Origin of the sequence: Pseudomonas wadenswilerensis, from assembly GCF_900497695.1 — a bacterium.
Lineage (GTDB): Bacteria > Pseudomonadota > Gammaproteobacteria > Pseudomonadales > Pseudomonadaceae > Aquipseudomonas > Aquipseudomonas wadenswilerensis.
In genome coordinates this window covers 362,636-387,185 of record NZ_UIDD01000007.1, presented here as the reverse complement: position 1 = coordinate 387,185, position 24,550 = coordinate 362,636, and the positions used below count along the sequence as shown (strand labels likewise).

Genomic DNA, 24,550 nt, shown 5'->3' with positions numbered 1-24,550 from the left:
CGTTTGCTGCCTGTGGGCAGGGCGGTTGCACAGCAGGAGGCGGGGCATGAAGTTCATCGAGCGATTCAAGCGTCAGGCGGCGCAGCAATCCACGCCACTTGCGGGCAGCGGCCAGGCACCATTGCTGTTCGCCCTGGAGCCGCGGATCATGTTCGATGCCTCCGTAGCGGTCGTTGCCCAGGAGGCCGTGGCCGAGGCGACAGCCGAGCCGGCCAAGGACAGCGCTTCTGCCGAGCACAACGCACAGGCTGCGCCGGCCTCCGCCGACATTGGCAGCCAACAGGCCGGACAACGCCACGAAGTGGTGTTCGTCGATGGCCAGGTCAAGGACTCGCAACAGTTAATCAACGGCCTGCTTGCCGGCACCGAGGTGGTAATCCTCGACCCGAGCAAGGACGGCCTGCAACAGATGGCCGACTACCTGAAAGGGCGCGACGGCCTGGATACCATCCACCTGCTGTCCCACGGGGCATCGGGCACCGTACAGCTCGGCAATGTCTGGCTCGACAGCAGCAACCTGGCCGAGCACAGCGCAGCCCTGCAAGGCATCGGCTCGGCGCTCAAGGCCGATGGCGACCTGATGCTGTATGGCTGTCGCGTCGGCAAGGACAGCGCCGGCCAGGCGTTCGTCGATCAGCTGGCGGCGTTGACCGGCGCCGATATCGCGGCCTCCGTCGATGACACCGGGGCCCAGGCCCTGGGCGGCAACTGGACCCTGGAGCGCAGCAGCGGGGTGCTGCAAAGCGCCTCCCTGGGCACCCAGTTGAGCGGCTACCAGAGCCTGCTGGCCACCAGCTTCAGCTCCGGTTCTACCGCTACCTTTCCGGCGCCGCTGTTCGGTGTGCGTACCGTGGCGGGCGATTTTGACGGTGATGGCGATGCCGACATCCTCTACCAGACCGGCGGCAACGGTACGGCCTGGCAGTATGCGCGCAGCAACGGCGACGGCACCTTTACCCTCCTGGCCCAGGCCGCCTCGCCCTTTGCCGGCCTGAGCCTGGGCGACACCGCGGGTAACAACGTGTTCGCCGAGGATTTTGACGGCGATGGCGATATCGACCTGCTGGTCGGGGTGAACGGCGGCCAAGGCAACTACTTTCGCAACGACGGTGGCAGTTTCAGCAGCCAATCGAACGCCACCTTTCCGTCGCTGAGTTTCGCCGTGCGCATGGTAGTGGGCGACTACGACAACGACGGCGACGCCGACATCCTCTACCAGACCGGCGGCAATGGCTCGGCGTGGCAGTATGCGCTCAACAATGGCAACGCTACCTTCACCCACATGGCCCAGGCCGTTTCGCCGTTTGCCGGCCTGAGCTTCGCCGACCACAACAGCAACGCCTACCGGGTCGGCGATTTCGACGGTGACGGTGATCTGGACATCCTCACCGGGGTCAACGGCGCCACCGGCAACTACTACCGCAACGACGGCGGCAGCTTCAGCAGCCAGTCGAGCGCCACCTTCCCGGCACCGGTCTTTGGTGCGCGCCTGGTGGTGGGCGACTTCGACAGCGACGGCGATACCGACATCCTCTACCAGACCGGCGGCAACGGCACGGCCTGGCAGTATGCGCGCAGCAATGGCGACGGCACGTTCAGCATCATGGCCCAGGCCGCTTCGCCGTTTGCCGGCGTGAGCCTGACCGACACCAGCGGCACCAACTACCGGGTCGCCGATTTCGACGGCGACGGTGACGTCGACCTGTATGCCGGGATCAACACCTCCACCGGCACCTACGTCATTCAGAACGACCGCCCGCCCATCGTGGTCAGCTCCACCCCGAGCGACAACGGGGTGAACGTTTCGCCCACGGCCAACATCGTGCTGACCTTCAACGAAAGTGTGGTCAAGGGCAGCGGCAACCTCTATATCGTGCGCACCTCCGACAACGCCATTGTCGAAACCATTGCAGTCGGCAGTGGGCAGATCACCGGTTCCGGCTCGACCTGGACCATCGACCCGTCGATCACCCTGGCGATGGGGACCGGCTACGCCATTCGCTTCGACAGCAAGACCTTCGCCGACCTCGATGGCGCGATTTTCAAGGGCATCAAGAACAACACCACGCTGAACTTCACCACCCTCAGCAATGCCGTGCCGGTGGTCGGCAACCTCAATGGCGATTCGGTCGGTTTCAACGAAGGCGGCACTGCGGTGCTGATCGATGCTGGTAGCAATGCCACCCTCAGCGATGCCGATTCGGCGGACTTCAACGGCGGCAACGTCACCGTAGCGATCGTCGCCAACGGCGTGGCGGGGGAGGACGTGCTCAGTGTCCACAACCAGGGCTCGGGTGCCGGCCAGATCGGCGTATCGGGCAGCAACATCACCTATGCCGGCGTGACCATCGGCACCTGGGCCGGCGGCACCGGGGGCAGCAACCTGGTCATCAGCCTCAACGCCAGCGCGACGCCCGCCGTCGTCGAAGCGCTGCTGCGCAACCTGACCTACAGCAACAGCAATACCGGTGACATCGCCAGCGCCAGCCGGACCGTGCGCGTCACCGTCAACGATGGCGACGGCGGTACCAGCAGCAACGCCAACGTCACCGTCGCCATCACCGCGATCAACGATGCGCCGACGGTAGTGGCGACGCCGAACAACCCGACCTTTACCGAGGGCGGTGGCGCGGCGGACCTGTTCAGCGGCGTCACCGTCAGTGCGCTGGAGGCGGGGCAGAATATCGACCAGTTGATCCTCACGGTCGGCAACCTGGGCAATGGCAGCGACGAGCTGCTGGTGGTCGACGGCACCACCATTGTCCTGCTCAACGGCACGACCGGCACCACCGCCGGCAATAGCATGAGCTACCTGGTGAACATTACCGGCAGCACCGCTACCGTGACCCTGAGCAAGGTTGGCGGTATCACCACGGCGGCGACTCAGACCCTGGTCGACGGCCTGGCCTACCGCAACAGCAGCCAGACCCCTGACACCACCAGCCGGGTGGTGACCCTGACCAGCATCCGCGACACCGGCGGCACCAGCAATGGCGGCGTCGACACCCAGGTGCTGGCGATCGCCAGCACAGTGACGGTGGTGGCGGTCAACGATGCGCCGACGCTGTCCGGCGGGCCGTACGCACTGCCCGGCACCGACGAGAACACAACGACCTCCGGCGTGCTGGTCTCGACCATCCTCGGCGGGCTGACCTATGCAGATGACGATGCCGGTGCGCTGTCCGGGATTGCCCTGACCGGTAGTAGCGGCAACGGCACCTGGCAGTACTCCACCGATGGCCTGACCTGGAACGCGGTGGGCGCAGTCGCGGGCAATGCCGCCTTGCTGCTGTCGAGCAGCAGCTACCTGCGCTATGTGCCCGACCAGGGCAATGGCGAGAACGTCAGCCTGTCGTTCCGCGCCTGGGACCGGAGCAGCGGCACGGCGTCGACCAACAGCACCCGCAATACCGCCGACACCAGCAGCAATGGTGGCAGCCTCGCGTTTTCCAGCGGCATCGCCCAGGCCACGCTGAGCGTCACCACACTCAACGATGCACCGGTGCTGACCCCGGCCGCACCGTCGCTCACACCGTTGAGCGACGGTGCGATCAACAACGCCGGGCAGACGGTTGCCAGCGTGGTCGGGGCCAGCATCAGCGATGTCGACAGCGGCGCGCTGCAGGGTATCGCCATCACCGGGCTCACCAGCGGCAACGGCACCTGGCAGTACAGCCTCGACGGCAGCACCTGGAACGCCGTCGGTAGCGTGGCAGCCAACAGCGCACTGCTGTTGCGGGCCACCGACAAGGTCCGTTTCGTCCCGGACGGTGCCAATGGCACCACGGCCACCCTGACCTACCGGGCCTGGGACCAGTCCGGCCTGACGGCAGGGCAGCAGGGCACCAAGGTGGACACCGCGCTGTCCGGTGGTACCGGCGCCTTTTCGGTCGCCAGCGACACGGCCAGTGTGACCGTCACCGCAGTCAACGATGCCCCGCAGGTCACCACCAGCGGCGGCACCACCGCGTTCAGCGAAGGCAATAATGTCGTCTCGACCCCGGTGATCATCGACAGCGGGTTGACGCTGGCGGATTCCGACAACGCCACCCTGGCCAGCGCCACGGTAAGCATCACCGGCAACCTGCAGACCGCCGAGGACCGCCTGGCGTTTAGCAACAACCCGGCGACCATGGGCAATATCTCCGCCAGCTACAACGTTGCCACCGGCGAGCTGACCCTGACCTCGGCAGGGGCCTCGGCCACGCTGGCGCAATGGCAGGCGGCGCTGCGCGCGGTGAACTACACCAACCTGTCCGACGCGCCAAGCACCGCTAACCGTACGGTCAGCTTCCAGATCAACGACGGCAGCCTGGACAGCACCGTGGCGACCAAGACGGTCAGCGTCACGGCGGTCAATGACACGCCGCAGGTCAGCGCTCCGGCGACGCTGTCGGTCAGCGAAGACACGGCTACCCCAGTCACCGGCATCAGCTTCAGCGATGCCGATTCAAGCACGGCCACGGTAACCTTCTCGGTGGGTTCCGGTACCTTGTCGGCCATCAGTGGCGGCGGGGTGGTGGTCGGTGGCACGGGCTCGGCCCGTACCCTGACCGGCACTATCGCCAATATCAACACCTTCATTGCCGGCAGCAACCTGAGCTTCACCACCGCCAGCAACGCCACTGCCAATGTGACCCTGATGGTGAGCATCGACACCGCCAGCAGCGCCACGGCCTCGACCATCACGACCTTGCAGGTCACGGCGGTCAACGACGCACCGAGTATCAGCGCGCCGGGCAGCATTGCCGTGAACGAGGACCAGCCTGGCGCCATCACCGGCATCAGCTTTACCGACGTCGACGCCGGCAGCGGCGCGGTCACGGTCGTCCTCTCGGTGCCCAGTGGCAGCCTGAACGCAACCAGCGGCAGCGGTGTTACGGTGGGCGGTTCCGGCACCGGCAGCCTGACCCTGGTGGGCGGCCTGGCCGATATCAACGCCTTCATCGCCGCCAGCCAGGTGAATTTCCTCACCGCCGCCAACTCGGTCGCCAACGTCACCCTGACGGTGGCCATCGACGACGGCGGCAACACCGGCATCGACCCCGGCAACTCCGGTACCGGTACCTCCGAGGCGAGTAGCACCACGCTGACCCTGGCGGTGACGGCAATCAACGATGCGCCGTTCAACTCGGTACCAGGCACCCAGTCCTTCGCCCAGGACAGCGTGCTGGTGTTCAATGCCGGCAACGGCAACCTGATCAGCATCAGTGACGTGGATGCCGGCAGCAGTGCGCTGCAGGTCACGCTTGTGGCCAACAACGGGCTGATCACGCTCTCCGGGATTGCCGGCCTGAGCTTCACCACCGGTGACGGGTCAGCCGATGCGACGATGATCTTCACCGGTAGCCTGGCCAGCATCAATGCCGCGCTCAACGGCCTGAGCTTCAGCCCAACCCCGGGCTTCAACGGCCCGGCGTCATTGCAGATCATCAGCAACGACCAGGGCTTTAACGGTAGCGGCGGCGCGCAGATCGACACCGACACCATCAACCTGAACGTGAACCCGCTCAATCCGTTGGTGAGCAACGTCCAGGTCAGCAACCCCAATGGCGGCTACAAGGTGGGCGACGTCATCAATGTGACCGTCACCTTCGACCAGACGGTGGTTGTCGATACCACGGGCGGCGCGCCGAGCCTGTTGCTGGAAACCGGCCTGGTCGACCGCCTGGCGTCCTATGTTTCGGGCTCCGGCAGCAACACCCTGACCTTCAGTTATGTGGTCCAGGCCGGCGACCTGAGCGCCGACCTGGATTACACCTCCACCGGCGCGTTGAGCCTCAACGGCGCGACGATCAAAAGCGTGCACAGCGACGATGCGGTGCTGACCCTGCCCACCGTGGGTGGCGCCAACTCCATCGGCGGCCAGGACAGCATCGTCATCGATGGCGTGGCGCCGACAGTCACCAGTGTCGGCGTGCCGGCCAATGGCAGCTATGTCGCCGGCCAACACCTGGATTTCACCGTCAATTTCAGCGAGAACATGCTGGTCGACACCAGCGGCGGTACGCCACGCCTGGCGATCACCCTGGATACCGGCGCCACGGTCTACGCCAACTACCTGTCCGGTTCCGGTACCGGCGCCCTGGTGTTCCGCCTGACCGTCGCCAGCGGGCAACTGGACAGCAACGGTATCAGCGTGGCCGGTGCCATCGACAGCAACGGCGGGGCCTTGCGTGACAGCGTCGGCAACACTGCAGTGCCCACGCTCAACGGCGTGGGCAGCACCAGCGGCGTATTGGTCGATGCCATCGTGCCGAGCGTGGCCACGGTCTCGGTGCCGGCCGCCGGCGCGTACAACAGTGGCGACGTGCTGAGCTTTACGGTCAATACCAGTGAAGCGGTGAGCGTCGATACCAGCGGGGGGACGCCACGCTTGCTGCTCGACATTGGTGGCGTGACCCGTTATGCAACCTATGTGTCAGGCTCCGGCAGCGGCGCGTTGCTGTTCCAGTACACCGTGCAGGCCGGCGACAACGACAGCAACGGTATCAGCGTGGCGGGCAGCCTGGACCTGAACGGCGCAACCGTGGGCGATGCGGCGGCCAACCCGCTGACGCTGACGCTCAACAACCTGGGCAGTACAGCCTCGGTGCTGGTCGATACCGTTGTCCCACAAGCCACCGGCATCGTGCGCGTCGATGCCAGCCCGAGCGCTGCCGATTCGGTGCGCTACACGGTGACGTTCGACGAAAACGTCAGCGGCGTGGATGTCGCCGATTTCACCCTGGTGTTGACCGGCAACGCTGCCGCTAGCATCGCCAGTGTTACCCAGGTCGATGGCCATACCTACACGGTACTGGTCAACGGCCTGAGCGGGGCGGGCAGCGTGCGCCTGGACCTCAATGGCAGCGCTACCGGCATTGCCGATGCCGCCGGCAACGGCCTGAGCGGTGGCCTGGCTGGCGCTGTCTACAGCATTGACCGGGTCGCGCCGAGCATCACCCATGTCGAGGTACCCGGTAATGGCAGCTACGTTGCCGGACAGAACCTGGACTTCACCGTCCACCTCGACGAAACCGTGGTGGTCGATACGACGGGGGGCACACCGCGTATTGCCGTAACCCTGGATACCGGCGGCACCGTCTATGCCAATTATGTGTCGGGCTCGGGCAGCACCGCCCTGGTGTTCCGCCTGACCGTCGCCAGCGGGCAGCTGGACAGCAATGGCATTAGCGTCGCCGGCACTCTCCAGCTCAACGGCGCCACTCTGCGCGACGGGCTTGGCAACGATGCCGGTACCCCCCTCAACGGCCTGCCCAGCACCAGCGGGGTGTTGGTCGATGCCATCGTGCCGAGCGTGGCCACGGTTTCGGTGCCGGCCGCCGGCGCGTACAACAGCGGTGATGTGCTGAGTTTCACGGTCAATACCAGTGAAGCGGTGATCGTCGATACTTCCGCTGGCACGCCACGGCTGCTGCTGAACATCGGCGGGGTAACCCGGCACGCGACCTATGTGTCAGGCTCCGGCACTGGCGCGCTGCTGTTCCAGTACACCGTGCAGGCGGGCAATAACGACGCCAACGGCATTGGCGTGGCGGGCACCCTGGACCTGAACGGCGGGGCCGTGCGCGACGGGGCGGGCAACAGCCTGAATCTTTCACTCAACAACCTGGGCAGCACCTTGTCGGTGCGGGTGGATACCGTGGCGCCGCAGGTGGCCGATATCGTGCGGGTCGACGTCAGCCCCGTCGCCAGCAGTTCGGTCCGTTACACCGTGACCTTCGATGAAAGCGTCAGCGGCGTCGACAACCCCGACTTCGAACTGATGTTCAGCGGCACGGCCAGCGGGCATATCGCCAGCGTGACCCAACTCAACGGCCGCACCTACACCGTACTGGTCGACGGCCTCACCGGGGTCGGTACGCTGCGCCTTGATCTCAAAGACAGCGGCACCGCTATCGTCGACCTCGCCGGCAACGACCTCAGCGGTGGCCTGCAAGGCAGTGTCTATAGCATCGATCGGGTAGCCCCCTCGGTGACGGCGGTGGAGGTTCCGGCCAGCGGCACCTATGTCGCCGGTCAGTCCCTGGATTTCACCGTGCACCTGGACGAAGCCGTGCTGGTCGATACCGCTGACGGGCTGCCGCGCCTTGCTATCAACCTGGGCAACGGCAAGGTCGCCTATGCCGATTATCTCTCCGGCTCCGGCAGCACGGCATTGGTGTTCCGCATGACCGTCAGCAGCGGCCAACAGGGCAACAACGGCATCAGTGTCGGCTCGCTCATCGAGCTCAACGGTGGCAGCCTGCGCGATGCGCTTGGCAATGACCTCAAGGCTGAACTCAACAACATCGGCAGTACCGGTGCGGTGCTGATTGACGCGCGGGCGCCGCGGCCAAGCACGATCACCCTCGATGGCCCTTCGCCGACGGCGGAACAGACCCTGAGCTTCACCCTGACCTTCGACGAAGCGGTCAGCGGCGTGGACGCCGGCGATTTCAGTGTGGCCAGCACCGGCAGTGCCAGCGGTAACGTGCAGTCGCTGGTGCAAGTCGATGCCCGCACCTACCGCATCAGTGTGGCCAATATCAGCGGCCAGGGCAGCCTTGGCCTGCGCCTGAATGCGCTGGGAAGCGGCATTCAGGACCAGGCCGGCAACGCCTTGGCGGTGTCGCTGACCGGCCCGGCCTATGTCATCAATGCGCAGGATGCCGGCGACCCGGAGTACCGGATCAAGGTCCCCGAGCCGAGCACCGTGCCTCCGAGCACCTTGGCGCAACCACAAGTACCGCTGCTGCCAACGCAGCCGACGACCTCACCCTTGTTGCCGACGCCGTTGTTCGAGGTGCGCACGCTGGGCAGCGGCATCGCCCCGTTGGGTAGCCTCTTCATACACAACGGCGCCAGCGCACCGAGCTTCATCGCCCAGGTATTTGCCAGCAGCAACAATCCTGGCGAGGGCACGGGCACCGGGTTCCTGGGTTTTGGCGGTGGCGATGGCGGGGTGTTTGGCAGTAGCAGCTTCTCGGATATTTTCACCCGGCAAATACCGTCAGAGGCGACCGAGTTGAGCGTTTTCGATGGCAAGCAGTGGCGCGGCGGCGAAGGCCGCGGTGCCCCCGGGGCACCGACCCTGGGCCAGCAGCTGCAGGCAATGAACGAGGCTGACCAGCGTCCTGTACGCGAGTTGGCCCTGGCCCTGGCACAACCGACACAGATCGGACCGCGGGCATGATGTACGGCACCAACACTTTCAAGATCAAGCCGTACCAGGGGGCGGCCCAAGGATGAAAAAAAACCACAAGTTGCTCGGGGTCAGCGTCTTGGCATTAGCTATCAGCGGCTGTGCAGTCACCAGCCAGCCCATCGACCGACAGGTCAGTGAGGACCGGGCACGCACCGATCTCAGCGCCATGTTCAAGGACCAGGAACCGCTGCGGGGGCCATTGACCTTGCATCAGGCGATGGCCCGGGCAGTGAAATACAACCTTGAGGCGCGACTGAAAGTCATGGAAGAAGCGCTGGCCAAGCGCCAGGTCGACCTGGCGAGCTTCGATATGCTGCCGCGCATGGCACTGGAAGCCGGTTATGCCGGGCGTAACAATGTCAGTGCATCCAGCAGCCAGAGTGTGCGAACCGGCACCCAGTCCCTGGAACCCTCGACCTCCCAGGACCGCGATCGTGAGGTGGCCGACCTGACCATGGTCTGGAACGTCCTCGACTTCGGCGTCAGTTATGTCAGCGCCAAGCAGCAGGCCGACCAGCGCCTGATCCTTCAGGAGCGTCGGCGCAAGGTCATCCATACCATCACCCAGGATGTACGCTCGGCCTACTGGCGCGCGGTAGCGGCGCAGCGTCTGCTGTCGCAGATCGACAGCCTCATGGGCCGCATCGCCGAGGCGCGCAACAACAGCCAGCACATGAGCGAGCAGCGCCTGGGCGATCCGGTGCAGGTGCTCAGCTATCAGCGTGCGCTGATCGAAGCGACGCGCCAGCTGGAAGAGCAGCGCCGCGCCTTGTCGCTGGCCAAGACCGAACTGGCGGCCTTGATCAACCTGCCGTTGAACGCCGATTTCAGCCTGGCGCCGCAGGACGGCTATGCGCTGCCGCAGTTCACAGGCGATTTCGCCAAGCTTGAGCAGCAGGCCCTGGCCAGCCGGCCGGAACTGCGCGAGCAGGATTACCAGGCACGCATCAGCGCGGCAGAAACCCGCAAGGCCATGCTGCGCTTGCTGCCGGGGCTGGAGTTTTCCGCCGGCGGGCATTACGACAGCAACTCCTTCCTGGTCAATCAGAGCTGGGCGGACTACGGCGTCAAGGTCACCTGGAACCTGTTCAACGTGCTCTCGGCACCGGCTGCGATCAAGGTTGCCAAGGCCGGTGAGGATGTAGCGGCAGCCCGTCGCCAGGCAATGTCGATAGCGGTGCTGGCGCAACTGTATGTGGCCAATGCCAACTTCAACGAGGCGACCCGGCAGTTCCGTACCAGCGAAGAGCTGGCAAGCCTGGACGGGCAGATTGCCGAGCAACTGCGCAACCGCTATCAGACGCAGAATATCGGTGAGCTGGAACTGATCCAGGGCGAGCTCAACAACCTGCAGACCCAGCTCAAGCGCGACCTGGCCTATGCCGAACTGCGCAATGCCCACGCGCAGCTGTTCGTCAGCGCCGGGACCGATCTGCTGCCCGAGACCCTGCCGGACAACCGCCTCGACACCATTGCCGCGGCATTGCAGAGCAGCGAGTCGCGCTGGGTGCGTTGATGGCTGGATGATTTCGCATACGACTGTGCAGGAGCGGATTTGCCCCGCGTTGAGCCATGCTGCAGTACCGGCCTCATCGCGGGGCGAGCCGGCCCCTATGGGGTGACCGAATACTTCACCGCTGCCGCCGCCCGCGACGGCACGTTGAGGGTGCGCAGCAACGACGACACATGAATACGCACGGTAAACGGCGAGATATCCAGCTCGCGGGCGATTTCCTTGTTGGTCTTGCCCTGGGCGATCAGGCGCAACACCTCTTGCTGGCGCGCGGTCAGGGCGGCGGCGACGGCACTGGTATCGAGCGGCAGCAGCCCGGACGGGGCAAAACGTACCAGCACTTCGCCTTCGCGAATGGCCAGGATGGCTTCACCGATCTGGTCGGGGGCGATGTTCTTGCCGATAAAGCCGTCGATGCCGGCGGCCATCACCTCACCGATCAACTCTTCGTCATCGACCATCGACACCACGATCAAGGTGGTGCGCCGCAGCTGCTGGCGCAGCTCGACCAACTGGCTGATGCAGGTAAGCCCGGGGAAGCGCAGGTCGAGGATCAGGGTGTCTGGTGCTTCGCCGGTGGCGACCAGGCCCAGTACGCTGTCCATGTCGCCAGCCTCTTCGAGATCGGCATCGGGCAACAGGCGCTGGACAGTACGCACCATCGCTTCGCGAAACAGCGGGTGGTCGTCAGCTATGATGATCCGGCATGCCATGTCGAGTGCCTCCCTGGGCCTGGCGTTCCTTACAGGCGTGCTACTTTACCACCGGGCACGGACGCTGCCCGGTGTACGTACTGGATATGACGACTGTCGCACAAGGATGTTCCCGATGAAGTTCGAGAAAAACACCGAGCTCGACCAGGCCAACCTGCGGATCATTGTTGCCGGCCTTGCCATGGTCTATATCAGCGTGTTGGGTTTTCTGCCCGGGCAGCAGGTCAACGCTTACCTGCCGATCATGATCTACATCGTCCTGTTCCTGCTGCTGTCGATCGTCCTGCGCCAGGTCATCGTGCGCTGGCCGGGCGTGTATCCGGCACGGCGCATCTTCAGCATGGTCCAGGACTACACCGGCACCTGTTTCGGCCTGGTGGTGGGCGGCGAGGCGGCGCTGCCGCTGTACGCGGTGATGGTCTGGGTCAACCTGGGCAACGGCATGCGCTACGGCTCGCGCTATCTGGCGATCGCCACCGCACTGGCATTGTTGGCGCTGCTGTGCGTCTATCGGCTGACACCCTACTGGCAGGCGCAGCCGTTCATGGTGCTGATGCTGATGATCACCAGCACGGTCATCCCCATGTACGCGCACCTGTTGCTCGAACGCACGCGCAAGGCCTCCGAAGAGGCTACCGCGGCCAACCTGGAAAAATCGCGCTTTCTGGCCCAGGCCAGTCACGACCTGCGCCAGCCCATTCACTCCATCGGGCTGTTTACCGCCTGCCTGCGCGAAGCACGCCTGGGCGAGGAGGAGCGGCGCCTGGTCGACAACATCGACCGCTCGCTGCACAACGTCTCGCAACTGTTTCGCTCGATTCTCGACCTCTACACCCTCGACAGCGGCCGCCTGCAGCCACGCTTGCAGCGCATACAGCTGGGCGAGTTTCTTCACGACCTGCTGCGCCAGAACGCCGAAGCGGCCCGCTGGGCCGGGGTTGAACTGCGCCTGCGCGCTGGCGAACACTGGGTACAGGTAGACCCGGCGCTGCTGGCCACCATGGTCCAGAACGTGCTGTCCAATTGCTTCAAGTACGCGCCGCAGCGGCCGGTACTGATCGGCGTGCGCAAGCGTGGGGAAGGGCTGGCCATTGTCATTCATGACCAGGGCCGCGGCATTGAAGCCGACGAATTGCCGAAGGTTTTCGAAGAGTTCTACCGCGTGCGTCAGTTGCGCGACAAAGACGTCGAAGGCGTGGGCCTGGGCCTGTCGATTGTCAGGCGCCTGGGGCGGATGATGGGCATGGAAGTGGCGATACGTTCGCGGGTCGGCCATGGTACGGCCGTGAGCCTGCAGGGACTGCGCAAGATTGAGCCACCCAAGCAGCAGATCTACCGTGAAGAGCCGAGCCAGGTCGGCTTGTTGACCGGTCTGAAAGTGTGCCTGGTGGAGGACGATCGCAACGTGCTGCTGGCCACCAAGGCCTTGCTTGAGCGCTGGGGCTGTGAAGTGCAGGCCGAACTGAGCGGCAAGGACCTGGCCAGCGACTGCGACATCATCGTCGCCGACTATGACCTGGGCAACCACGCCACCGGTATCGAGTGCATCGACCGCTTGCGTGCGCAACGGGGCAGGGCCGTGCCGGCGCTGATTCTCACCGGGCACGAAGTGGAGAAGATCCAGGCGGCCCTGCACGACCGCCAGATCGCCATTCTGTCCAAGCCGGTGCGCCCGGCGGAGTTACGTGCCACCCTGCGGGCATTGCGTGAGGCCTCGACAGTGTCGGTTTAGTTCAGGATCAGTAGCGCTGCAGCGGATTCTGCGGCCGGCCACTGTTCTTGTTGTAGCAATGCGCGCTCATGCCCATACCCATGGAGGCGATCCCGATCATGACGCCGCTTGGCAGCTCGCAGTTGTAGTCACCCGAAGCGGTGCTGGCGATGTAATAGGTGGAGCTATGGTCGCTGCGCACGTTGGAAATCCTGGTCACCGGCTCGCCGATGGTGGTCTGCGCAGTGGACTTGAGACGGTCTTCGTTGGGTTTCATGGTCTGGCAACCGGCAAGGGCGACCAGCAGGGCGCTGAGCAGGGTGATCTTGGTGAATGCTGGTTTCATGGTGCATCTTCCTTGGTGTTGTTCTGTTTTACGGGCACAACGATCCCTCACGCCGCATCATCACGGCGTTGGGGAACACTGGGGTTGCCGAGGAATATAGCGCCAGGGAGGAGGGGGGTCGATTAGCACAAATGGGCTAATGGCACGTAGCCATCCGTCAGCGGTTGGCACCCAGTCGCAGGCTTTCGACGACCTCCGAGAGTGCTTCCGTTGAAGTCGATTCTGCTCCGGAGCTTTCAGCTCGAGGGAGCTGCCGATACTCGCTGGGTGTACACCCGACGAATTGCTTGAAGGCACGGGCAAAATAGGAAGGGTCCTTGAACCCGACTTCGTAACCGATGCTGGTGATGGGCATCTGGCTGTTGTCGAGCAGCTCCCTGGCAAAGTCCATCCGTTTGCTCAGGATGTACTCCATGAACCCCACGCCATTGACTTCCTTGAACAGGCGGCTGAAGCGAAAGGTGGTCATGCCGCAGCGCTTTGCCAGTTCTTTCTGGTCGATGCTGTCGCGTAAGTGCTGGTCGATGTAGAGCAATACGTTACTGAGCGCCTGGTGCTTGTGGTGTTCTGCGGTCAGCCGGATGCTGTCCGGCAGCGACGGGCCATGTTCGATCAGTGGCTTCTTGGCATGAATGTGAGTGCTGCGGCGCAGTTCGCAGAGTTGCTGCAGTGCGTGCAGAAAGCGGCTTTTTTCGCTATTGCACAGGGGCAGCACGATGTACTCCCAGACACGCGAGCGCATGGCCCATACGGCAAGCTCCTCGGAGTGCTGTACGGTGAACATGGCGATCGGTATCGAGGGGGACTTGTGCTTGATCTCCAGCAGCAGGTTGAGGCCAGGCATGTCGGGGCGGTCATAGTGAATGCAGACCATGTCTGGCTGGCGCTCCGCCGCAAGCTCGGACAACGAGGCGTTCTTGGCGATACGGCATTCACAGGTCGGGCGAAAATGCGCGACCAACGCCTCGGCCGATCGATCCCGGGTGCGATCGAACCACAGCAGAAATGGCGGGTTGGCCGATTCAGGTTTCATCTTCTCATTCCTTCCTTGCTTCTGTTTTCTCAACCTCGCCGGGCAGTCAGCGCTGCAAAATAATCCTAGTGTTCAATAAAAAACTCCTAACCCCTCGTTATGTCTCCTGACTAGGATTCAAACAGGCGGCACACTAAGTCTCCGCCTCGGCCAATAGAACTTAGATGAGGTGAATAAAATGAATCTGCAATCGATCAAAACGTCGGTGCTGAAATTCATCAAGGACGAAGAAGGCCTGACTATTGTGGAATACGCGGTAGCGGGTGGTTTGATTACACTGGGTGCCGTGGCCGCTTTCGTGACACTGGGGGGTAACGTGAGTACCGCCATTACCAGTTTGGGTTGTGCAGTCAAAGGCACCCCTTGCTAGTGCCACAACACGCATCGTCGGCCCCGCCCGGAGCGCAAGCAGCTTGCTAGCCTCTGGGCCGTGGCGGCGACGAACACCTGGCCACAGGCTGAGGGACGTGTCGCGAGGATAAAAACGCATCATATGGACTCTGCCTGGTTGGTTAACCATGATCCCGTTCGGACAAGGTGGAGTCTTCTCAGCCGCGGCGCTGCAGGCTAAAGGCCTGCGTGCCGAGCCCCCCCAACAATCCAGTCTCTTGGCGCGTCAGACTTCACTGTCCTGGCCCCGCTCCTGATATTTCTTCCTCGTTGACCAGTATCGTCGTTGTGTTGCCTGCGAGCAGATCAAATCCTGATAAGAAAACGCTGGCTTAGACCGTATTGGCGAGATTTGTTTCTCGGCGTATTGGCACTGTTTCGGGTCTTTGCCGGGTAGCGGGAAGCGACCGAGTTTCGCCTGCGATTAGGTTGCAGCGTTATGTAAGTTATTTCCTATTGATCGCTTGCGTTAGGGTTTCAGACGGTGTGCTTAGTGTTTTTTTCTTACGCGGTTAATACCGCAAAAAACTCGCAAAAAACTCCTAGCGTTGAGCAAAAAACTCCTAACCCCTGGGTTGTACTACTGACTAATGTTCACCCAGGCAGTACGAAAAGTGCTGCTCTAAAAAAACAAACTGAATGAGGTGAGCAAAATGAATCTGCAATCGATCAAGACGTCGGTAGTGAAGTTCCTCAAAGACGAAGATGGCCTGACCATTGTGGAATATGCGGTGGCGGGTGGGTTGATCACCCTGGGCGCGGTCACCGCATTCACCACGCTGGGAACTAACGTAAAAACTGCCATTACCAGCCTGGGCTGCGCAGTCACAGGCAAAACTTGCTAACACCCCACCGTCCACAGAGGGTTGCAGTCATGAGCATGGAGCAATCAGTCGCAATTGCATCGTTGCTGGGGCTGCTGGGTATAGCGGTGCTGAGCGATCTTCGCCATCACCGCATACCCAACCTCTTGGTCTTGCTGGGCTTGGGTCTGGGTTTGGCCGGCCAGGTTTACACCTTGGGTGTCATCGGGTTCGGTTATGGGGCGCTGGGCATGCTGATCGGTTTTGCCGTTTTTCTCCCGATGTATGCCTTTGGGGGGATGGCGGCCGGTGACGTCAAATTAATGGCCATGGTCGGCGCCTTTCTTACTCCGCTTGACGCCCTTTGGGCCGCGCTGTTCAGCCTGATAGCCGGCGGTCTATGCGGAATATTGATTGTCCTCGTGCGTGGTCAAGTACAGCAGACCATGGGGCGCTACTGGCTGATGTTGAGAGCCAGGGCCTATTTCTCGCCAGCGGTTGATGAAGTGGCAGGCAAGCCCTTTCCCTATTCAGTCGCAGTCCTGCTCGGCACTTTGACCAGTGTCTTCTGGCTGCCCTTCGGCCAGTAGGTCAGGAGAACACTATGTACGCCATCAGCAACAGCAGCGTCACTCACGATGAGCGCGAACAAGTCGTGCAGCGGTTGGCGCCACAGCCACGCACCATCCGTGAAACCGGGCTGGCGGACAACTTGCTCGGTGATCTGGTCTGCAAGCATCTGCACGATGCCGGCGTGCTGGACATGTCGCGGCTGGTGGAACGCCTGGCACTGACAGGCGCGGTACTTGAAGAAATACTGACCTTCCTGCGCAAGGACGGTCGGGTCGAAATTCTCGGGCAAGCCGGTGGTCAAGCCTTGCGCTACGGGCTGACTGAACGCGGTCGCAGCGCCGCCCGTGATGCATTGGCGCGCAGCGGGTACATCGGTGCGGCACCCTTTCCGGTGAGTAACTATCGCACGCTGCTGAAAATGCAGACCATTCACCACGGTCGTATCAACGCCCAAGACATGCAACAGGCCTTTGGCGGGGTGGTCCTGGCGCAAAGCATGCTCGACCAACTGGGGGTGGCGCTCAATTCTGGCCGCGCAATCATGATTTACGGGCCGGCGGGCACTGGCAAAACCTATGTCAGCAGCCGCCTGATTCGCCTGTTTGATGAAGCCATCTGGGTACCACATGCCATTGCGATCAACGATTCGGTGATCGAGATTTACGATCCGCAGGTACACCGGCGCCTGGGTGGCGACGATGAACTGCAGAACAATCTGCTGCTCGATGAAGGGGTCGATCGCCGGCTACTGCGCTGTGAACGCCCGGTCATCATTACCGGCGGCGAGTTGAGCATGGACCAGCTGGATGTGCGCTACGACCCTTCCACGCGTCAGTACCAGGCACCCTTGCAGCTCAAAGCCAGCAATGGCCTGTTTGTCATCGATGACATGGGGCGTCAACGCATGTCGCCGGCCGAGCTGTTCAACCGCTGGATCGTGCCGATGGAGGAGAAACGCGACTTCCTCAACCTCGGCGGTGGGCGGCACTGTGAGCTGCCATTCGACCTGATCCTGGTGTTTTCCACCAACCTCAATCCGCTGGAGCTGGCCGACGAAGCGTTTTTACGGCGCATTGGCTACAAGCTGCAGTTCGGTTACCTGAAACCCGAAGAATACGAACGCATCTGGCGCCAGGAGAGTGAGCGACTGGGTGTTTCTTACGATCCGCAGCTACTGCATTACGTGCTGCAGGAACTCTACGGCGTTGAAAACATGCCGCTGGTGCCTTGCCACCCACGTGACCTGTTGAACATGGCCATCGACCGCCAGCGTTACCTGGGCGGCAGCGGGCCGTTATCGGCGCAGGAACTGGAGTGGGCATGGCACAACTATTTCGTACAGCTCGACTTCCTTGGATAGATAAGGAGACACCGCCATGAGTTCTCGTACTTTCATCTTGATTGCCTTGTCCGTGATCCTGGGGTTGGGCGCCGCGTGGATGGCCAACACCTGGCTCAGTGCCCGACTCAACGCCAGCCCCGACGATAATCAGCAGAACGTGGTGGTGGCCACCGTGGAAATCGCTTTCGGGCAAATGGTCGAGGCGCAGCAGGTGACACTGGTGCGCATGCCCAAGGACACGGTACCCGACGATGCCTTTGACGCCATCGACAAGGTCGTCGGCAAAATCGCCACGTTCTCCATGTTGAACGGCGATATCGTGCGCGGTGCGCGTCTGGCCGCGCACCTGGGCGGGAGCACGCTGGCCTCGCTGATCGAACCCACCAAGCGTGCGATTTCGGTACGCGTGGATGATGTGGTGGGGGTGGGTGGGTTCCTCTTGCCGGGTAATCGGGTCGATGTCCTGGCGACCAAGCAGACAGGTAACACCGGCAACGCCGAGTCCCGCACCATTCTGGAGGACTTGCGGGTACTGGCCGTGGACCAGACCGCCAGTACCGACAAGACCCAGCCGGTGGTGGTACGTGCAGTCACCCTGGAAATGACCCCCGATCAGGCAGAACTGCTGGTCAAGGGCATGACGGACGGGAAGCTGCAACTGGCCCTGCGCAATCCACTGGACAACAACAAACTGCCCGCGGTCGCCAAGCCAGTGGAGCTGGCCCAGGTTGCGCCAGTGCCACCGGTCAAGCAGATCGTCCAGCGCAAGAGCGAACCTGGCGTAAGTGGCATCACGCTGATCCGCGGTATCGAAGTCAAACGTGTGAACACCCTGTAGCTGACAGGCGCAACCGTTGAAGGCATCGCCCGCCAGGTAGCGTCGTCGCTTGGCGGTGGTGGGCGACGGCACCCTGCAGATCAAGGTCGGCAGAACTCTGGAGGGCTTGATGATGAGAGCACGTATCCACCAACCACTCCGTGCGTTTCCAGGGCAACAGCGCGGAACGATTATTGTGCTGGCGGTGATCGCCATGGCCGCCATCTTGTTGATGGGGGCTCTGGCGCTGGACGGCGGCCATATGCTGGTAAACAAGGCCCGGCTGCAAAATGCTGTCGATGCCGCAGCCCTGAGCGGGGCCAAGACGCTCAGCGAGGTGCACGGTGCGACCGGCGCCGCCAGCCTCACGCAAGCCGCTGCCCTGGACACACTGACACTTAATGCCAATGCCAGTGGCAACAAGGAACTGGCCAACGCGGTTGGTAATAATGCTTCCGGCTTCGCCACGGTGGAGCTGTCTGCCAGTGTCTATGGGCCTTTTTCCTTTCCGGGCCCGGCCAATGCGAGCTATGTACGGGTATCGGTCGCCAGTTACCCGCTGAGCGGTTTTTTCTGGGGCATGCTGAAGGCAATCGGCGACGGCGTTGCCCCGAACAAGGCCGTGGCCGCGGTGGCCACCGCCGGCCCCAGCCCTGCCAGCCCTTGTAATATCACGCCGCTGATGGTGTGTGGCGACCCGAGCAAGAACGACCCCGCTGCCGGGATGTTCTGGGGGTTCAAGTACGGTGATTTGCAAGTGTTGAAAACGGCGGCGAACAACAGCTCGGCAATCGGCCCCGGCAATTTTCAGCTGCTCGACTTCGGCTCGGGTGGCAACACCGTGAGGCAAGGCCTGGCGGGCGGCATCAATCAGTGCAATAGCGTCGGCGACAACGTCCTGACCAAACCGGGCAACACCGTCGGGCCTGCCTCGCAAGGCCTGAATACGCGCTTCAACCAATATTCAGGTGGCCTCAGCGCAGCAGAGTATCCGCCGGACCTGGTGATTACGGCCAACGACAAGTCGTTGACGTACACCGGTACACCGGAACAGATCCAGTACAACAATCAGACCATCACCTCCACCAATGGCAACCTGGTCACGGCCAGTGGTGAAGCCCTGTACGACTACAACGACTGGGTACGGGCCTCTGCCGCTTGTGTTGCCGGCACAGGCGGCGGCTGCCTCGGCAACGGCGCGTTCGAGCGGCGGATTCTGAAAGTGGTGATCGGTAATTGCTCTGGCAAGAACGACGGGGCGTCGTCGATTCCGGTGTTGAGTTTCGGCTGCTATTACGTGATGCAACCGGCCAATCAACAGGGCAACTCGGCGCAGATATTCGGCCAGTTCGTCAAACAGTGCGAGGGCGACAATGTGCCCGGCCCCAATCCTGTCAACGACGCCGGCCCGCAGATCATTCAGTTGTACAAAACCTATATCGATAACAGCCAGACACCGAGTACCGACTCTTAGGAGGCCTTATGGGACACCGTGGACGCAAGCCGCCGAAGGCCCAGCGTGGGCTGGCGATGGTGGAAATGGTGATTACGCTGCCGCTGCTGTTGCTGATGCTGTTCGCCTTCGGTGAGTTCGGGCGCATGTTGTTCCAGTACAACAGCCTGATGCAAGCCAGTCGTGATGCCGGACGTTTTGTCGCCGGCCAGGCCTGGAATGCAACCTTGGGCAAGGTCGAAGTGAGCGACGCGCTTCGCGCCCAGGCCCGGAGCGTCGCGGTGTACGGCGTGCCGGCCAACCCCAACGGCTACCCGGCGGTGGTACCGGGGCTGACCACCGGAAATGTCTCGGTGACGGCGGTGGGCACTGATCACATCCAGGTCAGTATCAACTACACCTTCTTGCCGGTGATCGGTAGCGCAATCCCTGCGTTCTATGGCCAGAGCGAACCGCTTGGCCTGACGTTGACCTCTACCGTGGTGATGAGGGCCTTATGATGAATCTCAAGCGTATGCGCGGTGTGTATGTCGTTGAGTTCGCGATTACCAGCCTGGTGTTTTTCACCTTGCTGTTCGGCGTGCTGGAAATGGGTCGGCTGTACTTCACCGTCAACGCGCTGAATGAAAGCGTACGCCGCGGTGCCCGCCTGGCGGCGGTGTGCGATATCCACGATCCGGTCATTTTGCGTCGGGCCATTTTCAATGCGGCCGGTAACAGTGGCACGAGCAGTCTGATCGGCAACCTGGCCACGGCCAACCTGAACCTGGTCTACCTGGACGAGGACGGTGCGGTGGTCGCCAGCCCCGGCGATCTCAGCGGCGCCAGCGGCTTTCGAGCCATTCGCTACATCCAGTTACAGCTGAGCAACTTCACCTTCAAGCTGTTGATCCCCGGGTTCGGTCAGGGGTTCACCCTGCCGGTGTACAGGTCGACCGTGCCGCGTGAAAGCCTTGGTCGGCAACCCGAGGCGGGAGTCACCCCGGAGATTACGCCATGCTAAATACCAAAGAAGCTCCCGTCGCCAGCGTGACTGAAAAAACAGGCATGCGCCTATTGATCAGTGGACGTGACGTGACTGCGTTGAACCATCTGAAAACGTTGAGCCAGTGCCTGCCCAACCTGAACGTCAACACGCGCCTGGTCAGCAACGGTCACACCGACCCGCTGTATGGGCTGGAACAGATGCCTGATCTGTTGCTGTTGCGGGTCAGCCACTTGTGGCGTGAGGAGCTGGCGGCCCTGCTACAGCATCCGCTCAAAGAGCGACCGCCACTGTTGGTCTGCGGCCCGCTGGATGAACGTGAAGGCATGCGCATGGCGATGCAGGCCGGCGCCCGGGATTTCTTGCCCGAGCCAGTGGCGGCTGACGACCTGCAGGCGGCAATCAACCGCATGTTGCTGGAGGTCCATGCCGAACAGGGCACAGGCGGCAAGCTGGTGGCGGTGATGAATGCCAAGGGCGGATCGGGCGCCACCATGCTGGCCTGTAATCTGGCCCATCAGCTGAGCATCCGCGGTGGCAGAACCCTGCTGCTGGACCTGGACCTGCAGTTCGGCACGGTGGCCCACTGCCTGGATGTACTGCCGACACACAGCCACATGGAAGTGTTGAAACAGGTCGACGAGCTGGACAGCATCGCCTTGCGCGGTTTCTGCAGCCACTTCAGCCCGACCCTGCATGTCCTCAGTGGCCGTACGGGTGAACTGTGCCTGTCGCAGGATGTGCGCCTGGAGCAACTGGAAAGCCTGTTGCGGCTGGCGCGCAGTACCTATGACTGGGTGGTGGTGGATTTGCCGCGGCAAATCGACCACCTCACAGGCGTCACGCTGGAGCAGGCGGACCGGATCTACATCGTGATGCAACAGAGTCTCAGCCACCTGAAAGACGGCACGCGCCTGACACGCATCCTGCGCGACGACTTGGGTGTGCAGGGCAATCGCTTGCAGGTGGTGGTCAATCGCTACAACAAAACCTCGCCGGTCAGCCTCAAGGACATTACCGAGGCCCTGCGCTGCACCGACGTGCAGAAGCTCCCCAACGACTATTCGGTGGTCAGTGAAAGCCAGAACAGCGGTGTACCGCTGGAGGTCCATGCGCCGCGTGCAGCCGTGACTTTAGCCTTGCGTGAGCTGAACCAGAACCTGATCGGGGTGGTGGCCAGCGAGCGGGGGCTGTTTAAACGTACCTTTAGCCGTTTGTTCGGAGGGTAAGCCATGCTCAGCGACTTTCGTAATCGCCTGCGTCAGCATGCCGGCAAAAATGCTCCGGCAGACGCTCAGGATGTACAGACCGGCAGTGAAAACTGCGCCAGTGTGCTCATGGCCTGGGAGGCCGCCATACCGGACGTGCTCTACGAAACCCGGACCAAGCTCAATCAGGTGGAGACCGAGTGGCGGGAGAAGATCTACCAATTACTGCTCAAGGTCATGGACCTGTCATTGCTCGATTCCCTGGAGCCTGCCGAAGCGACGCGGCAGATCCGCGAGATCTGTCAGCGCCTGCTCGACGAGCACTCGGCGCCGGTCAGTGCCAGCAGCCGTCAAATGATCATCAAGCAGATCACGGACGAAGTGCTTGGCCTTGGCCCCCTGGAACCGCTGTTGGCCGACCACAGCGTGTCCGACATCCTGGTCAACGGGTTTGACTCGGTGTATGTCGAGCGGTTTGGCAAGTTGCAGAGAACCGATGTGCATTTTCGCGACAATCACCACCTGCTGAACATCATTGACCGTATCGTCTCCAGCCTGGGCCGGCGCATTGATGAGTCGTCACCGCTGGTGGACGCCCGGCTGAAGGACGGTTCCCGGGTCAACGCCATTATCCCGCCCCTGGCCATCGACGGGCCGAGCATGTCGATCCGGCGCTTTGCCGTGGACCTGCTCAACACTGAGAGCCTGGTGAAAATGGGCACTCTGACGCCCTCCATTGCCCTGATGCTCAAGGCAATCGTTCGTGGCCGCATGAATGTGCTGATCTCGGGCGGTACCGGCAGTGGCAAGACCACCATGCTCAACGTGCTGTCCAGCTTCATCCCGCACAACGAGCGGATCGTTACCATCGAAGACTCGGCCGAGTTGCAATTGCAACAGCCCCATGTGGTACGCCTTGAAACCCGTCCCGCGAATATCGAGGGCAGGGGCGAGGTGAGCCAGCGCGAACTGGTGCGTAACAGCCTGCGTATGCGCCCTGACCGCATCGTGATCGGCGAGGTGCGTGGCGCCGAAGCGCTGGATATGTTGACGGCAATGAACACCGGACACGACGGTTCGCTCACCACCATTCATGCCAACACCGCGCGCGACGCCCTGGGCCGGATCGAGAACATGGTCTCGATGACCGGTGCGACCTTTCCGATCAAGGCCATGCGTCAGCAGATAGCTTCGGCCCTCAGCGTCGTCATCCAGCTGGAGCGCCAGGAGGATGGCACACGGCGCCTGGTCAGCGTCCAGGAGATCAACGGCATGGAGGGAGAAATCATCACCATGACCGAGATTTTCGCCTTCGTGCGCAACGGTATTGGTGAGCACGGTGAAGTCCTCGGTGAATTTCGCCCCACCGGCATGGTGCCGGCGTTTCGCGATGTGCTCGCCAGGCGCGGTATCGAACTGCCGCTGAGCCTGTTTCGGCCTGACTGGATGGAGGGATAAACATGAGCCAAATTCCCAGTGAATTTATTCTGGCGTTCCTCGGCATGGTGTTCACCGCCATGTTCCTGCTCAGTCAGGGCCTGGCGGTTCCGGTGTTTGGTGAGGCCAGCAAGGTACGCAAGCGTATCCGCAGCCGCCTGAACCTGCTGGAAACCGCCAACAACCAGGTGAACATGCAGTCGGTGCTGCGCCAGAAATACCTGCGCCGCTTGTCACCGTTGGAAGCCCGTCTGGAGCAGTTGCCGGCGATGGAGTCGCTGGCACAGATGATCGAGCAAGCCGGGCATGACTATCGCGCCTACCGGGTACTGTTGCTTGGGTTGGTCCTGGCGCTGGCAAGCGGGATCTTGGCTTGGCTGTTCAGCCAACTCTGGTGGTTGGCTGTCCCTGCGGCCATGCTGGCGTTCTGGCTGCCGGTGCTGAAGATATCCCGCGACCGTGGCAAACGCTTCGCCCAGTTCGAGGAAGGCCTGCCCGATGCACTGGATGCGATGTGCCGGGCGTTGCGTGCCGGTCATCCGTTCAACGAAACCCTGCAGTTGGTGGCCGAGGAGCACAAGGGGCCGGTCGCCCATGAGTTCGGCCTGACCTTCGCCGATATCAACTACGGCAACGATGTGCGTCGGGCCATGCTCGGCCTGCTCGAACGCATGCCGAGCATGACCGTGATGATGCTGGTGACCACGGTGCTGATCCACCGCGAAACCGGCGGCAACCTGACGGAAGTACTGGAACGGTTGAGCAGCCTGATTCGTGGGCGCTTTCGCTTTCAACGCAAGATCAAGACATTGTCGGCCGAAGGGCGCATGTCGGGTTGGATACTGGTCTCCGTGCCTTTTGTATTGTCTGCGGCGATTGTACTGTCCAGCCCGACGTACCTGCCCATGCTGCTCAACGAACCCCTGGGCCAGAAAATGGTGATCGGGGCATTTGTGGCGATGCTGATCGGGATTTTCTGGATCCGCAAAATCATCCGCATCCAGGTTTGAACATCGCCAGGTGTCGAGGAGGGGGT

Annotated in this window: 17 protein-coding genes; 14 read left to right on the top strand and 3 right to left on the bottom strand. The window is 62.4% G+C overall.

The window, feature by feature from the left end:
* Positions 1–46: 46 nt before the first annotated feature.
* Both CCOS864_RS12855 and CCOS864_RS12850 read left to right on the top strand, forming a co-directional pair.
* A complete protein-coding gene (locus CCOS864_RS12855; protein ID WP_115086654.1) occupies positions 47–9,178 on the top strand; it encodes a DUF4347 domain-containing protein in 9,132 nt (3,043 codons plus the stop codon).
* Between the two features lie 52 nt (positions 9,179–9,230).
* Positions 9,231–10,706, top strand: coding sequence for a TolC family protein (locus CCOS864_RS12850; RefSeq protein WP_115086653.1), 1,476 nt, complete (start codon positions 9,231–9,233; stop codon positions 10,704–10,706).
* 95 nt (positions 10,707–10,801) lie between these two features.
* On the opposite strand, the gene CCOS864_RS12845 is transcribed toward CCOS864_RS12850, so the two are convergent.
* Positions 10,802–11,416 carry a LuxR C-terminal-related transcriptional regulator gene (locus tag CCOS864_RS12845; RefSeq protein WP_115086652.1) on the bottom strand — a complete coding sequence of 205 codons (615 nt, stop codon included), beginning with the start codon at positions 11,414–11,416 and terminating at the stop codon, positions 10,802–10,804.
* A 115-nt stretch (positions 11,417–11,531) separates the two neighbouring features.
* Between CCOS864_RS12845 and CCOS864_RS12840 the strand changes: the two genes are divergently transcribed.
* Positions 11,532–13,148 carry a hybrid sensor histidine kinase/response regulator gene (locus CCOS864_RS12840; protein WP_115086651.1) on the top strand — a complete coding sequence of 539 codons (1,617 nt, stop codon included), beginning with the start codon at positions 11,532–11,534 and terminating at the stop codon, positions 13,146–13,148.
* 7 nt (positions 13,149–13,155) lie between these two features.
* Here CCOS864_RS12840 and CCOS864_RS12835 read toward each other — a convergent pair whose 3' ends face one another.
* Positions 13,156–13,473 carry a hypothetical protein gene (locus CCOS864_RS12835; RefSeq protein ID WP_115086650.1) on the bottom strand — a complete coding sequence of 106 codons (318 nt, stop codon included), beginning with the start codon at positions 13,471–13,473 and terminating at the stop codon, positions 13,156–13,158.
* Between the two features lie 157 nt (positions 13,474–13,630).
* Positions 13,631–14,506: a response regulator transcription factor gene (locus CCOS864_RS12830; RefSeq protein ID WP_115086649.1), complete on the bottom strand. Its 876-nt coding sequence runs from the start codon at positions 14,504–14,506 to the stop codon at positions 13,631–13,633.
* 178 nt (positions 14,507–14,684) lie between these two features.
* Between CCOS864_RS12830 and CCOS864_RS12825 the strand changes: the two genes are divergently transcribed.
* The 11 genes from CCOS864_RS12825 to CCOS864_RS12775 all read left to right on the top strand — a co-directional run bounded on the left by CCOS864_RS12825 (position 14,685) and on the right by CCOS864_RS12775 (position 24,524).
* On the top strand, positions 14,685–14,876 hold the full coding sequence (locus CCOS864_RS12825; RefSeq protein WP_115086648.1) for a Flp family type IVb pilin: 192 nt from the start codon (positions 14,685–14,687) through the stop codon (positions 14,874–14,876).
* A gap of 673 nt (positions 14,877–15,549) precedes the next feature.
* Positions 15,550–15,741, top strand: a complete 192-nt coding sequence (locus CCOS864_RS12820; protein ID WP_038995325.1) for a Flp family type IVb pilin — start codon at positions 15,550–15,552, stop codon at positions 15,739–15,741.
* 29 nt (positions 15,742–15,770) lie between these two features.
* On the top strand, positions 15,771–16,289 hold the full coding sequence (locus CCOS864_RS12815; protein ID WP_115086647.1) for an A24 family peptidase: 519 nt from the start codon (positions 15,771–15,773) through the stop codon (positions 16,287–16,289).
* Positions 16,290–16,303: 14 nt separating this feature from the next.
* The gene (locus tag CCOS864_RS12810; RefSeq protein ID WP_115086646.1) at positions 16,304–17,632 is read left to right on the top strand and encodes an AAA family ATPase; all 1,329 of its coding nucleotides are present in this window, start codon (positions 16,304–16,306) and stop codon (positions 17,630–17,632) included.
* Positions 17,633–17,648: 16 nt separating this feature from the next.
* Positions 17,649–18,452, top strand: a complete 804-nt coding sequence (gene cpaB / locus CCOS864_RS12805) for a Flp pilus assembly protein CpaB (protein ID WP_115086645.1) — start codon at positions 17,649–17,651, stop codon at positions 18,450–18,452.
* 109 nt (positions 18,453–18,561) lie between these two features.
* Positions 18,562–19,905: a TadE/TadG family type IV pilus assembly protein gene (locus CCOS864_RS12800; RefSeq protein WP_166675741.1), complete on the top strand. Its 1,344-nt coding sequence runs from the start codon at positions 18,562–18,564 to the stop codon at positions 19,903–19,905.
* Between the two features lie 8 nt (positions 19,906–19,913).
* Positions 19,914–20,384: a TadE/TadG family type IV pilus assembly protein gene (locus CCOS864_RS12795; RefSeq protein ID WP_115086644.1), complete on the top strand. Its 471-nt coding sequence runs from the start codon at positions 19,914–19,916 to the stop codon at positions 20,382–20,384.
* On the top strand, positions 20,384–20,887 hold the full coding sequence (locus tag CCOS864_RS12790; RefSeq protein ID WP_115087106.1) for a TadE/TadG family type IV pilus assembly protein: 504 nt from the start codon (positions 20,384–20,386) through the stop codon (positions 20,885–20,887). The genes CCOS864_RS12795 and CCOS864_RS12790 overlap by 1 nt, the downstream gene beginning before the upstream one ends.
* Positions 20,881–22,098 (top strand): AAA family ATPase, encoded by a 1,218-nt coding sequence (locus CCOS864_RS12785; protein WP_115086643.1) that lies wholly within the window; start codon positions 20,881–20,883, stop codon positions 22,096–22,098. The genes CCOS864_RS12790 and CCOS864_RS12785 overlap by 7 nt, the downstream gene beginning before the upstream one ends.
* A 3-nt stretch (positions 22,099–22,101) precedes the next feature.
* Positions 22,102–23,535, top strand: a complete 1,434-nt coding sequence (locus CCOS864_RS12780) for a TadA family conjugal transfer-associated ATPase (RefSeq protein WP_115086642.1) — start codon at positions 22,102–22,104, stop codon at positions 23,533–23,535.
* 2 nt (positions 23,536–23,537) lie between these two features.
* Complete coding sequence (locus CCOS864_RS12775; protein ID WP_115086641.1) at positions 23,538–24,524, top strand: type II secretion system F family protein; 987 nt, start codon at positions 23,538–23,540, stop codon at positions 24,522–24,524.
* Positions 24,525–24,550 lie beyond the last annotated feature (26 nt).

Bases quoted from the DNA above. Each gene is read 5' to 3' on its own strand.
- CCOS864_RS12775 (WP_115086641.1), top strand. From the start codon at position 23,538: ATGAGCCAAATTCCCAGTGAATTTATTCTGGCGTTCCTCGGCATGGTG.
- CCOS864_RS12790 (WP_115087106.1), top strand. From the start codon at position 20,384: ATGAATCTCAAGCGTATGCGCGGTGTGTATGTCGTTGAGTTCGCGATT.
- CCOS864_RS12825 (WP_115086648.1), top strand. From the start codon at position 14,685: ATGAATCTGCAATCGATCAAAACGTCGGTGCTGAAATTCATCAAGGAC.
- CCOS864_RS12830 (WP_115086649.1), bottom strand. From the start codon at position 14,506: ATGAAACCTGAATCGGCCAACCCGCCATTTCTGCTGTGGTTCGATCGC.
- CCOS864_RS12795 (WP_115086644.1), top strand. From the start codon at position 19,914: ATGGGACACCGTGGACGCAAGCCGCCGAAGGCCCAGCGTGGGCTGGCG.
- CCOS864_RS12845 (WP_115086652.1), bottom strand. From the start codon at position 11,416: ATGGCATGCCGGATCATCATAGCTGACGACCACCCGCTGTTTCGCGAA.
- CCOS864_RS12815 (WP_115086647.1), top strand. From the start codon at position 15,771: ATGAGCATGGAGCAATCAGTCGCAATTGCATCGTTGCTGGGGCTGCTG.
- cpaB (WP_115086645.1), top strand. From the start codon at position 17,649: ATGAGTTCTCGTACTTTCATCTTGATTGCCTTGTCCGTGATCCTGGGG.
- CCOS864_RS12835 (WP_115086650.1), bottom strand. From the start codon at position 13,473: ATGAAACCAGCATTCACCAAGATCACCCTGCTCAGCGCCCTGCTGGTC.
- CCOS864_RS12780 (WP_115086642.1), top strand. From the start codon at position 22,102: ATGCTCAGCGACTTTCGTAATCGCCTGCGTCAGCATGCCGGCAAAAAT.
- CCOS864_RS12855 (WP_115086654.1), top strand. From the start codon at position 47: ATGAAGTTCATCGAGCGATTCAAGCGTCAGGCGGCGCAGCAATCCACG.
- CCOS864_RS12850 (WP_115086653.1), top strand. From the start codon at position 9,231: ATGAAAAAAAACCACAAGTTGCTCGGGGTCAGCGTCTTGGCATTAGCT.
- CCOS864_RS12840 (WP_115086651.1), top strand. From the start codon at position 11,532: ATGAAGTTCGAGAAAAACACCGAGCTCGACCAGGCCAACCTGCGGATC.
- CCOS864_RS12800 (WP_166675741.1), top strand. From the start codon at position 18,562: ATGATGAGAGCACGTATCCACCAACCACTCCGTGCGTTTCCAGGGCAA.
- CCOS864_RS12785 (WP_115086643.1), top strand. From the start codon at position 20,881: ATGCTAAATACCAAAGAAGCTCCCGTCGCCAGCGTGACTGAAAAAACA.
- CCOS864_RS12820 (WP_038995325.1), top strand. From the start codon at position 15,550: ATGAATCTGCAATCGATCAAGACGTCGGTAGTGAAGTTCCTCAAAGAC.
- CCOS864_RS12810 (WP_115086646.1), top strand. From the start codon at position 16,304: ATGTACGCCATCAGCAACAGCAGCGTCACTCACGATGAGCGCGAACAA.